This is a genomic window from Streptomyces sp. NPDC107471 (assembly GCF_055582845.1).
Window position 1 is genome coordinate 75,496 of the sequence record NZ_JBVJPC010000009.1, and the last position, 13,797, is coordinate 89,292.

Sequence of the window (13,797 nt, forward strand, 5' to 3'; positions counted from 1 at the left end):
GGTGATCAAATGAGCGAGCAGACGCAGGCGCAGCGGCGGGTGGTCGTGGTCGGCGCGGGCATGGCGGGGGTCCAGACCGCCGTCGCCCTGCGCGAACAGGGCTTCACGGGAACCGTCACCCTGATCGGCGCGGAACCCCATCAGCCCTACGACCGACCGCCGCTCTCCAAGGCCGTGCTGCTGGGCAAGGCCGAGGGCTCCGCCTTCGACGTCGACTTCGAGGCCCTCGGCATCGAACTGCTGCTGGGCCGTGAGGTGCTGGGCGTCCGCCCCGAGGCGCACGAACTGGACACCGAGGCCGGGCCCTTCCCGTACGACGTCCTGGTCCTCGCCACCGGCGCCGAACCGATCCGGCTGCCCGGCACGGAGGGCGTGCCGGGCGTGCATCTGCTGCGCACCCTGGACGACGCCGAGCGGCTGCGGCCCGTGCTCGCCCGGCAGCACGACATCGTGGTCGTCGGCGCGGGCTGGATCGGCGCCGAGTTCGCCACCGCCGCGCGCGAGGCGGGCTGCGCGGTGACGGTCGTGGAGGCCGCCGACCGGCCCCTCGCGGGCGCGCTCCCCGCCGAGGTGGCCGCGCCGATGACCTCCTGGTACGCCGACGCGGGGGCCGAGCTGCGCACCCGCGCGCGTGTGGAGCGCGTCGAGCCCGGCGCGGTCGTCCTGGACGACGGCTCCCGGGTGGCCGCGGGCGCGGTCGTGGTGGGAATCGGCGCCCGGCCCGCCACGGAGTGGCTCGCCGGTTCGGGCATCGAGCTCGGCGCCCACCGCGAGGTCGTCGCCGACGACCGGCTGCGCACCTCCGTACCGGACGTCTACGCGGTCGGCGACTGCGCCTCCTTCCCCTCGGGCCGGTACGGCGAGCGCCTGCTCGTCCACCACTGGGACAACGCCCTCCAGGGCCCCCGCACGGTGGCCGCCGACATCCTGGGCGAGACGCCCACGGTGTACGACCCGGTGCCGTACTTCTGGTCCGAGCAGTTCGGCCGCTTCGTCCAGTACGTCGGCCACCACGCGTCCGCCGACACCACCCTGTGGCGCGGCGAGCCGTCCGGCCCGGCCTGGACGGTGTGCTGGCTGCGCGAGAACCGCCTGGTGGCCCTCCTGGCCGTGGGGCGGCCCCGCGACCTGGCCCAGGGCCGCCGCCTGATCGAGGCGGGCACGGAGATGGCCCCGGAGCTGCTGGCCGACCCGGCGAGGCCCCTGAAGGCGGCGACGGCGTAGGCGGGGCCCGGGCGTCTCGGCCGGGCACTGCGACCCTGCCCGGCGGAGTAGCGGGGCGGTTTGTTGCGGGGCCCGGGCGGTGGCGTCGCGTGGCGAACGGTCGAACGGCTCGGCCCGCAGGGCTCCGCCCAGAGCAGCCGGGCTGATCCTGCCGGCGCCGACAGGCCGGGATCTGCCGGTTCCTGAGGGCGGGGGTCCGCCTTGGCCGGCGCGCGTGGGTGGTGGCAGGGGCGACGGCGGCCGGCACGGCCCGGCTGGCACGCCCTGCCGGGGCTCTGCCGCGAAGGGCGGTGATCTGCCTGATACCGACGGCTGGGCCCGCATGGTTCCGGCGGGCGGACCCGCCTGGTTCCGTGGCCGGCCGTAGCCGGGGACGCATACCCCCCGTTCCCCCGCCGGAGGCTCCCCGGCTTCCGACTGTCAGTGCGGGATGGCACGCTTAATCCCGTGACCGAGATTGACGCAAAGATCGATGCTCTCGTCCCCGCCTGGCTCACCCTCCCCGACATCGCAGAGATGCTCGACGTCGAGGTGACGCGTGTGCGGCAGTTGGTCAAGGAGGGCCAGCTCATCGCCGTACGCCGTGGTGAGAACCGCGCACTGCACGTCCCCGCCGCCTTCATCGACGGGGTCGAGCAGAAGGTCGTCAAGGGCCTGACCGGGACCCTGACGCTCCTGAGGGACGACGGCTTCTCCGACGAAGAGATGCTGGAGTGGCTCTTCACGCCCGATGACAGCCTGCCCGGCACCCCCGCGCAGGCCCTGAGCGAGAATCGCGGCACGGAGGTGAAGCGCCGGGCCCAGGCGCTCGCCGTCTGATCCGAACCACACCGGTGTACGGGCCGTGACCGCCGAGGCCACGGCCACGGTCCGGCACGGCCCGTACGCCACCCGACCCCGGGGGAGACTCACGCATGCCCGACACCGCCCGCACCCAGCTCGCCGACGCCCGCGTCTACCTGTGCACGGACGCCCGCAGGCGCCAGGGCGACCTGGCCGAGTTCCTGGACGCGGTCCTGGCCGGCGGTGTCGACATCGTGCAGTTGCGGGACAAGGGCATGGAGGCGGCGGAGGAGCTGGAGCACCTCCAGGTCTTCGCGGACGCCTGCGCCCGGCACGGCAAGCTCCTCGCGGTCAACGACCGGGCGGACGTCGCCCACGCGGCCGCCGCCGACGTACTGCACCTGGGCCAGGGGGACCTGCCCGTCCCCGCCGCCCGCGCGATCCTCGGCGACGACGTCCTCATAGGCCGCTCCACCCACGCCGAGGACGAGGCCGCCGCGGCCGCCGTGCAGGACGGCGTGGACTACTTCTGCACCGGTCCCTGCTGGCCGACCCCCACCAAGCCCGGCCGGCACGCCCCCGGACTCGACCTGGTCCGGCGCACCGCCGCGCTCGGCACCGACCGCCCCTGGTTCGCCATCGGCGGCATCGACCTCGGCAACCTCGACGAGGTCCTGGAGGCGGGCGCCCGCCGGGTCGTCGTCGTCCGGGCGATCACCGAGGCGGACGATCCGGGCGCCGCCGCCGCGGAGTTCGCGAAGCGGCTGCGTGACACCCGGTGACGGGCCGTCGATCGCCGGTCGCATGATCGGCCCGGTGTCCGAGGGGTGGACAACAAGTCGACAAAACGGGCAAATTTCCCTGATCTGGTTGGGTGACCGCTGCCCCCTGGCTAACCTGCCGGTATGGCCCTAGGAACCGCATCCACCAGGACGGACCGCGCACGCACCGTGCGTGACATGCTCGCCGCGGGCAAGACGACGTACTCCTTCGAGTTCTCGGCGCCGAAGACCCCCAAGGGCGAGCGGAACCTGTGGAGCGCGCTCCGGAGGGTCGAGGCGGTCGCCCCGGACTTCGTCTCCGTCACCTACGGCGCCGGCGGCTCCACCCGCGCGGGCACCGTCAAGGAGACCCAGCAGATCGTCGCGGACACCACCCTGACCCCGGTCGCCCACCTCACCGCGGTCAACCACTCCATCGCCGAGCTGCGCAACATCATCGGCCAGTACGCCGACGCGGGCATCCGCAACATGCTGGCCGTGCGCGGCGATCCGCCCGGCGACCCCATGGGCGACTGGCTGGCGCATCCGCAGGGCCTGACCTACGCCGCCGAACTCGTCCGGCTCATCAAGGAGTCGGGCGACTTCTGTGTCGGTGTCGCCGCCTTCCCGGAGATGCACCCGCGCTCCGCCGACTGGGACACCGACGTGGCGCACTTCGTCGACAAGTGCCGCGCCGGCGCCGACTACGCCATCACCCAGATGTTCTTCCAGCCGGAGTCGTATCTGCGGCTGCGTGACCGAGTCCACGCGGCCGGCTGCGAGACCCCCGTCATCCCCGAGGTCATGCCCGTGACCAGCGTGCGGATGCTGGAGCGGCTCCCGCAGCTCAGCAACGCGGACATCCCCTCCGTCCTGAAAGAGCGGATCCTCACAGCAAAGGACGATCCGGCCGCTGTACGCTCGATCGGGATCGAGTTCGCCACGGAGTTCTGCGCACGGCTGCTGTCCGAGGGAGTGCCCGGACTGCACTTCATCACGCTCAACAACTCCACGGCGACGCTGGAAATCTACGAAAACCTGGGTCTGCACCATCCACCGCAGGCCTAGACCGGCCGCACGGATATACGACACACTGCGTAGCGGTCACTGGGAGAGGGGCGTACATGGGCTGGACGGTCCTCTACATCGCGTTCGGATTCGTCGCGCTGTGGCTGCTCGGCGAGGTACTGCTGCAGTACAAGGCGCGACTGCGCTGGCGGCTGCTCGCCTTCGTCGGCTTCCTCGGCGTGGTCCTCGGTGTGCTGATCCCCTCGGTGATCGTCATCGGCCTGGGCGCGATCGCCTTCGCCGTCGGCCAGACCTACGTCACCCTGTCGTTCCGCCGTGGCTTCGAGCAGGGCTGGGCGGTCAACCCGCCTGCCGCGCTGGGCGGTCTGACCGGCGGCAAGAAGGGCCGCCGGGAGCGCGGGCACGAGGAGCCCGCCCTGGAGGTCTCCGACCTGGAGGCGGGTGACGCGGCCTACGGCGACGAGTCGGGCTACGACCGGGGCCGCCAGGACACCGCCGGCTTCGGCCGCGAGGACGACTACGACCGCGACGACGTCTTCACTCCGACGCGCTCCGCCGCCGAGACCAACGCGGTCTACGAGCCGCAGCCCCTGCCCGACGACACCGGCTCCTACGGCGTCTACAACGACTCCGGCTACGCCGGTGACCCGTCCTACGCGTCCGCGGGCCAGGCCCAGGACCAGTACGCGACGGCCGCCGCCGACCAGAGCTACGGCTACGACGGCTACACCGGCTACGACCAGCAGCAGTACGGCTACGACCAGGCCGGACAGCAGCAGTACGCCGCCTACTCCGACCCGTACATCGGCACGCAGACCTACGGCGCGGGGTCGTACGACACCTCCTACGGCGGCCAGCAGCAGTTCGTCCAGCAGGGCTACGACCAGTACGCCGGGGCGTACGGCGAGACCCCGGCCGGCGGGGTGTGGGTGCCGCAGCAGCGCACCGACGAGTCCTACGGCGGTGAACTCCCGCCGGAGCAGGGCTACTACCAGGACAACGGCGGCCAGGGGCAGCAGAACCAGGGCCACGGGTACGACGAGCAGTACCGCTTCTGACGCCGGGCGGCCGGCTCACTGGGAACCGCGGAACTCCGGTCCCTCCACGATCAGTCCGGCCACCAGCGCGCCCGACATGCCCGCGTGGGCGAGGCCGCCGCCGGGATGCGCCCAGCCGCCGGCCGTGAACAGACCCGGTACCGCCGTGCTGTTGGACGGGTGCAGGGTGCCCTCGCCGCCGGCCAGGGAGGGCGGCGGGACGGCTCCGCCCACGGCCCCCGTCTCCTGCCCGGTGTGCACCGGCGTGCGCACCTCTCGCCACAGGATCCGCTCGCGCAGGCCCGGCACCGCGCGCTCGGCGGCGGCGACCATCCGGTCCGCGAAAATCTCGGCGATCTCCGGTGCGGCCCAGTCGTGCCCGCGTCCGCAGGGCACGGTCGCCGTCAGCACCACGGACTCGTGCTCCGCGTCGGGCCGCAGGGCGGGATCGTCCGGCCGGTCGACCCGGACCGTCGGCTCGGGTGTCTCCCCGTGCCGGAACAGGTCCAACTCGCCCTCCGGATCAGGCCCGTAGACCACCGTGCGGTGCACGGCGTCCGCGTCGCGCGCGCCGCGCAGGGCGAGGCAGACCACGACCCGGCCCGGGTGCAGGTCCTCGGCGTCGGGAGGCACGTCCTTCGCGCCGTAGAGCTCACGCCCCGGTACGAGGGCGCGCAGCCGCCAGGGGCCGGTGCCGACGACGGTGTCCGCCTCCACCACCGTCCCGTCGGCAAGCTCCAGGCCCGCCGCGCGGCCGTCCTTCTCCAGGACGCCCGTCACCTCGGCGCCGAAGTGGAACTCGACCTTGCGCCGGAGACACCGCTCGTACACCGCCCGCGCCAACTCCCGTACGCCGCCCCGGACATACCAGGTCCCGAAGGCGTGCTCCATGTACGGCAGGACGGCCGCGCTCGCCGGGGCGGTGCCGGGGTCGACGCCGTACGCGAGCGCGTGGCCGTACAGCAGGTCCGCGAGGCGGGGGTCGCGCAGCTCCCAGGCGCCGATCTCGGCCAGGGTGACGGCGCGCCGGGTGCGCAGCAGCCGCTTGTGCGGCACGGCGGGATAGGGCTCGCGCGCCAGCACCTGCCAGTTGGGCCACAGGGGCTCCTCCAGGAGCGGTCTGCGGGTGCGGTCCCAGGCCTCGCGGGCCCGGACGAGGAAGTCGCCCCATCGGGCCCCCGCGCCCGCGCCGAGGGCCTCCTCCAGAGCGGCGACCACTCCCGCGCGCGAGGCGTTCGGCAGGGACACCTCGGTGCCGTCCGTGAACACGTGCCGTGACGACGGGTCGACCTGGACCAGGTCGACGACCGACTCCAGGGGCTCCTTGCCGGTCTTGACGAACAGATCGCGGTAGACCGCGGGAAGCGTGAGCAGGCCCGGCCCGGTGTCGAACCCGAACCCGTCCCGCTCGAGGCGGCGCACCGCACCGCCGTACGTCTCCGTACGCTCGTACACCGCCACCCGGTGGCCCGCGACGGCCAGCCGGGCAGCGGCCGCCATCGCGCCCATCCCGGCGCCGATCACCGCAATCCGTGCCATGCCTGCGACTTTATCGGCCACCACTGACAGTCCGGTCGGGTGGTGGCCGCGGGATTCCCTCTAGGCAGGGGGTCGCGCCGCCAGTCGTCTCTCCTCGCGGCGCTGGGCCCTGCGTCTGCGGAATCTGCGGATCCGGGAGATCAGGAAGTACAGCACCGCCAAGCCCGCCACCAGCAGTGTGCCCGCGATGATCGCCGCCGCCTCGGGGTGGAACACCGCGAACGTGACGACGCCGGCCACGCCGAGGTCCTCCGCCAGGCTCAGGGCGATGTTGCTGAAGGGCTCCGGGGAGGTGTTGACGGCCATTCTCGTGCCCGCCTTGACCGCGTGGCTCGCCAGCGCCGTCGAGCCGCCCACCAGGCCCGCGACCACGTCGTTGAGCGAACCGCTCTGCCCCGCGAGCAGCGCCCCCACCCAGGCGCCGGCGACCGGCCGGACCACGGTGTGCACGGAGTCCCACGCCGAGTCGACGTACGGGATCTTGTCGGCGACCGCCTCGCACAGGAACAGCACCCCGGCCACGACGAGCACCTCAGGCCGCTGGAGGGTCTCGGGGACGTCGTCGCTCAGCCCCGTCGCGCCGAACACGCCGAGCAGCAGCACCACCGCGTACGCGTTGACGCCGCTGGCCCAGCCACTGGTGAACACCAAGGGGAGTACGGACACGGACGCGATCGTAACCAGTCCGCCACAGGCCGTCCTGGGGTTGAGTGCCCAAGCCTGAGTATCCGTACCTAGGGGCCTAGATGAGTACGCGCGCGGATGGGCCCCGACCTGCGTGAACGAGAGAGTGGAGGCACGGCGAAGGGGAACGGCTCCGGCACCGGCGACACGGGGCGCCGGAACGGAGCCGCCCCGGACCCGCTCCTTCCGCCGACCGAGGTCGGCGGGAGCGAGGCACGGGGGAACCCGGAGAGCGGGGGAACGACCGAACGGGGGCCCAACGGGGGGACGGGGGGCACACGGGGGGTACGGGGGAGAAGGCGCCGGTTCGAGGTGGCCCGCGGGGGACGCGGCCACGACGGACCGGCGCTTTCGCGTGTCTCCCGGCTCAGCCCCTGCGCCCGCTCACCCGCCCCTGCAACAGCCGTGACAGCGCCGCGTGCACGTCGTCCAGGGAGCGCTCGGGCTGGAAGGACTGCCAGTCCAGGGCGGCCACCAGGACCATGCCGACCAGGGCGGCCGCGGTCAGCGGGACGTCGATCTCGTCGCTGAACTCGCCGTTCTCCACGCCCTCGCGCAGCACGTCCTCCACGACCGCCACGGCCTGCTGACGGACCACCATGAGCGTGGACTGCCAGGCCCTGTTGGTGCGCCACAGCTCGGCGACGTAGAGCTGGGTGAACGCCGGGTAGCGGTCGATGAAGACGAGACCCGCGCGGATCATCGCGTCCAGGGCGTCCACCTTGCCGCCGCCCGCGCGGGCCGTCGCCTCCGCCGCCTCCCGCAGCGAGGCGGTGAGCAGACCCACGCCGTGCCGCAGCAACTCCTCGAAGAGGACGGACTTGCTCGCGAAGTTGTAGTAGACCGTGCCCTTCGCGACTCCGGCGCGCTCGGCGATCTCGTCGACCGTGGTGGCGGAGAAGCCCTGCTCGGCGATGAGCGTGACGGCCGCCTCGTAGAGCTTCTGCCGGGTGGCCTCGCGGCGTGTGCTGAAGCCCGCCGGGGCGCTGCTGCTTTCCATGGTCCTGATTCTCACAGGCGAGACCGCCCCCGAGGTGGCGGAAGGGCTCACAGGGTCAGCTCCGGGTGCAGCCGGTCCAGCGTCCACACCTGCCGGCGGCGGGCCGAGAGGGCGGTCAGCGCGAGGGCGCCCGCGGTGAAGGCGAGGAGCACCACGCACGCGTGCCACACCGGAGTGAGCCCGCCCCCCGTGATGAGCCTGCGCAGGGCCTCGACGACGTAGCTCATCGGCAGGAAGGGGTGGAGCGCGTTGAAGAAGCCCGGGCTGGTCTGGACGGGGTAGGTGCCGCCTGCGGAGGTGAGCTGGAGCATCAGGAGGGCGAGGACGAGGATCCGACCCGCCGCCCCGAAGCGCGCGTTCAGCCACTGCACGATCGCCGCGAAGCAGGCCGTCACCAGGAACAGGAAGCCCACGGTCCCGGCAGCCCGCGCCATCCGGAGGCCGATCGCCCAGTGCAGCACCGACATCAGGGCCACCGTCTGCAGCACCCCGATCGCCACCACGGGCAGCCAGCCCGCCAGCGCGATCCGCCAGGCCGCGGCACCGGCGGCGAGGGCACGCCGGTTCATCGGGGTGATCAGCATGTACGCCACCATCGCGCCCACCCACAGGGACAGCGGGATGAAGTACGGGGCGAACCCGGTGCCGTAGTTCGGTGCCTTGTGGAGGTCCTTGGAGACCAGTTGGACCGGGTCGGACATCACGTCGGTGCGCCGGTCGCGGTCCTTCTTGTCGTAGTCGGGGATCCGCGAGGCGCCGTCGTGCAGCCCTTCGGAGAGCTTCCCGGAGCCGTCGGCGAGCTTGTACATGCCGCCGCTCAGGGTGTCGGCGCCGGTCCTGAGCCTGCCGACACCCTCGTCCAGGTCCTGTGCGCCGGTCCTCGCGGTGCCGAGGCCGGAGTGCAGCGTCCTGGCGCCCGCGGCGACCTTGCCGGCGCCCCGGTTCAGCTCGTTGATCTTCGCCACGGCGTCGTCGAGGTCCTCGGAGAGGCGGGGCGCCCGCTCGGCGAGGGCCCGGGCCTGCTCCTGGAGGGTGGCGAGTCGGCCGTCGAGCTGCTTCAGGTCGCCGTCCTGGTCGGCGACCAGGGCGTTGACGTCGTCGGCGACCCGCGCCACGTCGGCGGCCGCCTGCCGGGCCTTCTTCAGGTCGGCGCAGGCCGGGTCCGGCAGCACCGGGTCCGTGCAGCGCGTCCTGTAGACGGCGTCGAGCGTCTGGGAGGCCTTGTGCGCTCCTTCGGCGGCCGCCGGGGCGGTCCTCACCAGGGTGTCGAGGTTGTGCCGCACGGCCACGGCGGAGTCGGCGACCAGCCGCGCGGTGTCGCCGATGGTCTTCTCGTTGTCCTTGAGGAAGGGGCCCGCCCTGCCCGCGAGCCCGTGGACCTTCTCGGCGAGGCTCTGGGTGCCGACGGCGACCTGCCGGGCGCCGTCCGCGAGGTCCCGCGAGCCGGTGTCGAGCCTCGCCAGCCCGTCGGCGAGCCTGCCGCTGCCCGCCTGGGCCTGCTTCAGGCCCGCGGCGAGGTCCTGGGACCCCTTCTCGGCCTTGCCGATGCCGCCCTCCAGGTCGTCGGCGCCGTTCGCGGCCTTCACCGTTGCGCCGTGGATGTCGGAGAAGGAGATGAAGATCCGGTCCAGGAAGGACCGCGACGCCTTGGTGGACGCGGCCTGGCGCACCTCGGCGAACACCGTCCGCGAGATCTGCCCGACGATGTAGTTGTTGGAGTCGTTCGTACGGACCTGGAGCGCGCCGGTCTCGGGGGAGTCGCCCGCGCTGGAGGCGATCCGCCGGCTGAGGTCGGCCGGCATGGTGAGCGACAGGTAATAGGTGCCGTCCTCGACGCCCTCGCGCGCCTCGGCGGCGTCCACCTCGTGCCAGTCGAAGGTGTCGCTCTCGCGCAGCCCCTTGGTGAGGTCGTCGCCCGCGGTCAGTCGCCTGCCGTCGGCGGTGGCTCCCTTGTCGTCGTTCACGAGGGCGACGGGGATGCGGTCCAGACGGCCGTACGGGTCCCAGAAGGACCACAGGTACAGGGCGCCGTACAGCAGGGGCAGCACCAGCAGGGCCACCAGGGCCGCGCGCGGCAGTTTCCCCCTGCCGAAGCGGCGCAGCTCAAGCGCGGCCAGTCTCGGCGAACGCATCGGTCGTCTCCTCACTGGTCTCGTCCGTCCCGGCCTCCGGCCGCGTGGACACGGTCACGGCGTCCTCGGGGGCCTCGCTGCACACCGCCACGACCGTGGTCCCGGCCGCGGCGAGGGACCTGAGCGGCTCCCAGGCCTCGGTGCGTTCGGCGTCCGACAGCTTCAGGTCCAGGTCGTCGACGGCCAGCAGCCGGGGCCGGCCGATCAGCGCGAGGGCGATCGACAGCCGCAGGGCCTCCAGGCGTTCCAGATCGCGTACGGCGGTCCGCGCGCCCTTGGGCAGCGCGTCGATGTCGAGCCCGGCGGCCGTCAGCGCGGTGTCGATTCGCAGCCTCGCCGCGGCCGTCCGCTCCTCGCGCGACCGCAGCAGGGCGCGCACGGAGTCCCCGAACCGGCTCTGCAGCAGCGCCCGTTCGCGCAGGTGCTCGCCGACGGTCAGGGCCGGGTCGAGGTCGGTGACGCCGTCGACGTTCGCCGGCGCGCTGAACCGGCGCACCGCCGCGAGCTGCTTCGGCAGCCGGGCCCCGCCCACGGTCGCCGTCCCCTCGGTGGCCCTCATCCGCCCGGTCAGCGCGAGCAGCAGGCTCGTACGGCCGGACCCCGAGGGTCCCACCACGGCGATCAGCGCACCGGGCTCCGCGGCGAGGTCGATCCCGCGGAACGCCCAGCCGCGAGGCCCCTTCAGGCCGAACCCCTCGGCCGTGACAGCGACTCCGTCCACGGCCACCCCCTGATCTTCTTGAATCGCGAACTTTTTGAACTGACTGGTCAGTGCAAAAAGTAGCCCGAACTTTCGATCGAAGCAAAAGCCCAGGTCAGAACGGATTGTCAGTGGCATACCTCACGATGGGCACATACGGCACTCCGTAGCGGGAGCTGCCGTCAACCAGACGACAGGAGGTTCGTCATGGCCAGCTATCACGCAGCCGCCGCCCGTCGGCGCCGCGCCACCGGCCCTGCCCCCTCACTGACCGGCCCGGCGAGCGACGTGCACCCCGTGCTGCGCCGGGCGACGGCCCCGCCCGCCGCCCTCGACCTGCTCGCCCAGGCCCGCGCCGGCCTGGACGAGGCCTCGGCGCTGGAGACGCCGAACGAGCGCTATGCGACCGCCCATCTCGCCGCCCTGCGCACCGCGGCCGCCGTGCTCGCCGCCCGGGGGCGCCCGGAGCCCACGCCCCGACGCCGCGCCAAGATCCGGAGCGCCTGGGAAGTGCTCCCCGAGATCGCGCCCGAGCTCACCGAGTGGAGCGCGCTGTTCGCCTCCGGGGCCCGGCGTCGGGCCCGGGCCGAGGCGGGCATCCAGGGCGCGGCGAGCCGCCGGGACGCGGACGACCTCATACGCGACGTGGCGATGTTCCTGCGCCTCGTCGAGCGGATGCTGGTCCTCCAGCCGGTCCTGCCGCAGCCGCGCCAGGACGCGGAGGCCCCGGAGGAGACCGGCCGCGGCACCGACCGCGACTACCCGGACGCCGGGTGACCGGCGCGCCGCGCCATGGTTCCTTGGGTCCGCCGGGTCCGCCGGGTCCGCCGGGACATCCAGGTCCACCCGGGACCCCTGGGTCCGCCGGGACCGCCCGGGACCACCGTGATCGGCGGGCGGGCGGACTCGCCGCCGCCGGGTACCGCATCTCGACTTCCGGGTCCGCCGGGACCGTTGGGTCCGCCGGGACCTCCTGGGTCCGCCGAGGCCAACTGGGTCCGCCAAAATCACCTGGGCCGCCGGGGCCAACTGGGTCCGCCGGGGACCACCAGGTCCGTCGGAGCCATCGGCCACCTGAGGCCGTCGGACCCACGAGGGTTCGCCCGGGACCACCTGGGTCCGCCGGGACCTGCTGGGTCCGCCGGGACCTGCTGGGTCGCCGGAGTCCGCCATCGGCCAACTGGGCCCGCCGGGACCACCCGGGTCCGTCGGGACCACTCGGCTCCGCCGGACCACCAGGGTGCGTCCGGGTTCTGCGCGGTCCGTCAGGGTTCTCCGGAGTCCGTCGTACGAGACGAGCGGCCGGGCGCGGCACCGGAGTGACCAGGTGGGGTACCGGAGGCAATAGGGTGGAGGGCGCCTGAAGCCTTCCCTTTTGCGCCGAGGAGTCAACTGTCGTGTCGGACCCGCTGCGACCCCGCGCCTCCCTCCGTACCGCCGTGGTCTGGGACGTCCTCCAGGACGCCCTCGACCGCCGGGTCAAGGCCACGGGACGGCAGGCGCTGGACGTCCTCGACACCGGAGGCGGCAGCGGCAACTTCGCGGTGCCCGTCGCCCGCCTCGGCCACCAGGTGACCGTCGTCGACCCCAGCCCCAACGCGCTGTTCGCGCTGGAGCGCCGGGCCGCCGAGGCCGGCGTCGCCGACCGGGTGCGGGGCGTCCAGGGAGACGCCCACGGCCTCTTCGACGTGGCCGAGCGCGGTGCCTACGACGTGGTGCTGTGCCACGGCGTCCTGGAGTACGTGGACGACCCGGCCGAGGGCGTGCGCAACGTGGTGGCCGCCCTGCGCCCCGAGGGCGTCCTCAGCCTGCTCGCCGCCGGCCTCGGCGGTGCCGTGCTCGCGCGGGCCCTCGCCGGCCACTTCAAGGAGGCCCGGCAGGCCCTCGGTGACCCGAACGGCCGCTGGGGCGACGGCGACCCCGTCCCGCGTCGCTTCACCGCCGACCAGCTCACCGCGCTCGTCGAGGGCGCGGGCCTCACCGTGGGCGCCGTGCACGGCGTACGGGTCTTCGCCGACCTCGTCCCCGGTGTGCTCGTGGACACCGAGCCCGGTGCCCTGGAGGCCCTGCTGAAGCTGGAGGAAGCGGCCGCCGAGCTCGCCGCCTTCCACTCCGTGGCCACACAGCTCCATGTGCTGGGTGAGACACGAGAGGCCGCAGGGGCCTGAGTCGCCCCCTGTGCCGGAGTGCTGATCAGGTACTTGACGGCACATGGAGTACGCCACAGGCCCCCCGATCGCGCCTCCAGCGCCGTATGATCGAGGGAGACCGCCCGGCATGACGGGACGGCCGCTGGGGAATGACAAGATTCAGCAGCCGGAGCGTTCATGGCGGAATCCGGTTGGCCAATTGGCGCAGAGGGGCGGGTTTCACGGGGGCGATTCCCTGCCTATCCTGAAGGGACCCCCCGAGTCGCCCCGGCGACTGCACGATGAGGAGGACTCCGTGCCGCTCTCGGAGCACGAGCAGCGCATGCTCGAGCAGATGGAGCGAGCGCTGTACGCCGAAGATCCCAAGTTCGCGTCGGCGCTCGAGGGAAGCGGGCTGCGTACGTACACCCGGCGGCGGGTCTACCAGGCGGTCGCCGGCTTCCTCGTGGGTATCGCGCTCCTCATGGCCGGTATGGTCGCCAAGCAGGTGTGGCTCAGCGTGGTGGGCTTCCTCGTCATGCTGGGGTGCGCGGTGCTCGCCGTGACCGGCTGGCGCAAGGCCCCCAAACCGGGCGAGCAGCCCGCCGCTGGCGCCCCGCACGCCCGTCGCCAGGGACGGCAGAAGCGCTCGATGATGGACCGGATCGAGCAGCGCTGGCAGAAGCGCCGCGACGAGCAGGGCGGCCAGTAGCACCCCGGCTCTCACAGATGTTCTGAGGGGGTGAGCACTCGATCGGGTGCTCACCCCCTCACGCATG

The 13,797-nt window shown here is 73.1% G+C and carries 13 protein-coding genes; 8 read left to right on the forward strand and 5 right to left on the reverse strand.

From position 1 onward, the window contains the following. Window positions 1-9: 9 nt before the first annotated feature. From ACZ66S_RS28505 to ACZ66S_RS28525, 5 genes are all read left to right on the forward strand, one after another. Window positions 10-1,224 carry an NAD(P)/FAD-dependent oxidoreductase gene (locus ACZ66S_RS28505; protein WP_469904403.1) on the forward strand — a complete coding sequence of 405 codons (1,215 nt, stop codon included), beginning with the start codon at window positions 10-12 and terminating at the stop codon, window positions 1,222-1,224. Between the two features lie 447 nt (window positions 1,225-1,671). Further along, window positions 1,672-2,043 carry an Rv2175c family DNA-binding protein gene (locus tag ACZ66S_RS28510; protein ID WP_399959325.1) on the forward strand — a complete coding sequence of 124 codons (372 nt, stop codon included), beginning with the start codon at window positions 1,672-1,674 and terminating at the stop codon, window positions 2,041-2,043. A 95-nt stretch (window positions 2,044-2,138) separates the two neighbouring features. After that, window positions 2,139-2,789, forward strand: a complete 651-nt coding sequence (thiE, locus tag ACZ66S_RS28515; RefSeq protein ID WP_469904404.1) for a thiamine phosphate synthase — start codon at window positions 2,139-2,141, stop codon at window positions 2,787-2,789. Between the two features lie 123 nt (window positions 2,790-2,912). After that, a complete protein-coding gene (gene metF / locus ACZ66S_RS28520; RefSeq protein ID WP_469904405.1) occupies window positions 2,913-3,836 on the forward strand; it encodes a methylenetetrahydrofolate reductase [NAD(P)H] in 924 nt (307 codons plus the stop codon). A 56-nt stretch (window positions 3,837-3,892) separates the two neighbouring features. After that, a complete protein-coding gene (locus ACZ66S_RS28525; protein ID WP_469904406.1) occupies window positions 3,893-4,855 on the forward strand; it encodes an SCO2102 family sporulation regulator in 963 nt (320 codons plus the stop codon). Between the two features lie 15 nt (window positions 4,856-4,870). Here the strand turns inward: ACZ66S_RS28525 and ACZ66S_RS28530 are convergent, their stop codons facing one another. The 5 genes from ACZ66S_RS28530 to ACZ66S_RS28550 all read right to left on the reverse strand — a co-directional run bounded on the left by ACZ66S_RS28530 (window position 4,871) and on the right by ACZ66S_RS28550 (window position 10,916). Next, window positions 4,871-6,373 (reverse strand): phytoene desaturase family protein, encoded by a 1,503-nt coding sequence (locus tag ACZ66S_RS28530; protein ID WP_469904407.1) that lies wholly within the window; start codon window positions 6,371-6,373, stop codon window positions 4,871-4,873. Between the two features lie 60 nt (window positions 6,374-6,433). After that, on the reverse strand, window positions 6,434-7,039 hold the full coding sequence (locus ACZ66S_RS28535; protein WP_469904408.1) for a DUF4126 domain-containing protein: 606 nt from the start codon (window positions 7,037-7,039) through the stop codon (window positions 6,434-6,436). A gap of 385 nt (window positions 7,040-7,424) precedes the next feature. After that, on the reverse strand, window positions 7,425-8,057 hold the full coding sequence (locus tag ACZ66S_RS28540) for a TetR/AcrR family transcriptional regulator (protein ID WP_469904409.1): 633 nt from the start codon (window positions 8,055-8,057) through the stop codon (window positions 7,425-7,427). 47 nt (window positions 8,058-8,104) lie between these two features. Further along, window positions 8,105-10,189 (reverse strand): YhgE/Pip family protein, encoded by a 2,085-nt coding sequence (locus tag ACZ66S_RS28545; RefSeq protein WP_469904410.1) that lies wholly within the window; start codon window positions 10,187-10,189, stop codon window positions 8,105-8,107. After that, window positions 10,161-10,916 carry an ATP-binding cassette domain-containing protein gene (locus ACZ66S_RS28550; protein ID WP_469904411.1) on the reverse strand — a complete coding sequence of 252 codons (756 nt, stop codon included), beginning with the start codon at window positions 10,914-10,916 and terminating at the stop codon, window positions 10,161-10,163. Before ACZ66S_RS28550 ends, ACZ66S_RS28545 begins: the two co-directional genes overlap by 29 nt. A 180-nt stretch (window positions 10,917-11,096) precedes the next feature. Between ACZ66S_RS28550 and ACZ66S_RS28555 the strand changes: the two genes are divergently transcribed. The 3 genes from ACZ66S_RS28555 (at window position 11,097) to ACZ66S_RS28565 (ending at window position 13,730) form a co-directional block, all read left to right on the forward strand. Next, a complete protein-coding gene (locus ACZ66S_RS28555) occupies window positions 11,097-11,666 on the forward strand; it encodes an SAV_6107 family HEPN domain-containing protein (RefSeq protein WP_469904412.1) in 570 nt (189 codons plus the stop codon). 620 nt (window positions 11,667-12,286) lie between these two features. After that, a complete protein-coding gene (locus ACZ66S_RS28560) occupies window positions 12,287-13,057 on the forward strand; it encodes a methyltransferase (protein WP_469904413.1) in 771 nt (256 codons plus the stop codon). 277 nt (window positions 13,058-13,334) lie between these two features. Beyond that, window positions 13,335-13,730 (forward strand): DUF3040 domain-containing protein, encoded by a 396-nt coding sequence (locus tag ACZ66S_RS28565; RefSeq protein ID WP_053846972.1) that lies wholly within the window; start codon window positions 13,335-13,337, stop codon window positions 13,728-13,730. Window positions 13,731-13,797: the final 67 nt, after the last annotated feature.

Excerpts from the sequence above, each read along its gene's own strand:
- ACZ66S_RS28505 (WP_469904403.1), top strand. The coding sequence starts at position 10 with ATGAGCGAGCAGACGCAGGCGCAGCGGCGGGTGGTCGTGGTCGGCGCG.
- thiE (WP_469904404.1), top strand. The coding sequence starts at position 2,139 with ATGCCCGACACCGCCCGCACCCAGCTCGCCGACGCCCGCGTCTACCTG.
- metF (WP_469904405.1), top strand. The coding sequence starts at position 2,913 with ATGGCCCTAGGAACCGCATCCACCAGGACGGACCGCGCACGCACCGTG.
- ACZ66S_RS28525 (WP_469904406.1), top strand. The coding sequence starts at position 3,893 with ATGGGCTGGACGGTCCTCTACATCGCGTTCGGATTCGTCGCGCTGTGG.
- ACZ66S_RS28530 (WP_469904407.1), bottom strand. The coding sequence starts at position 6,373 with ATGGCACGGATTGCGGTGATCGGCGCCGGGATGGGCGCGATGGCGGCC.
- ACZ66S_RS28540 (WP_469904409.1), bottom strand. The coding sequence starts at position 8,057 with ATGGAAAGCAGCAGCGCCCCGGCGGGCTTCAGCACACGCCGCGAGGCC.
- ACZ66S_RS28545 (WP_469904410.1), bottom strand. The coding sequence starts at position 10,189 with ATGCGTTCGCCGAGACTGGCCGCGCTTGAGCTGCGCCGCTTCGGCAGG.
- ACZ66S_RS28555 (WP_469904412.1), top strand. The coding sequence starts at position 11,097 with ATGGCCAGCTATCACGCAGCCGCCGCCCGTCGGCGCCGCGCCACCGGC.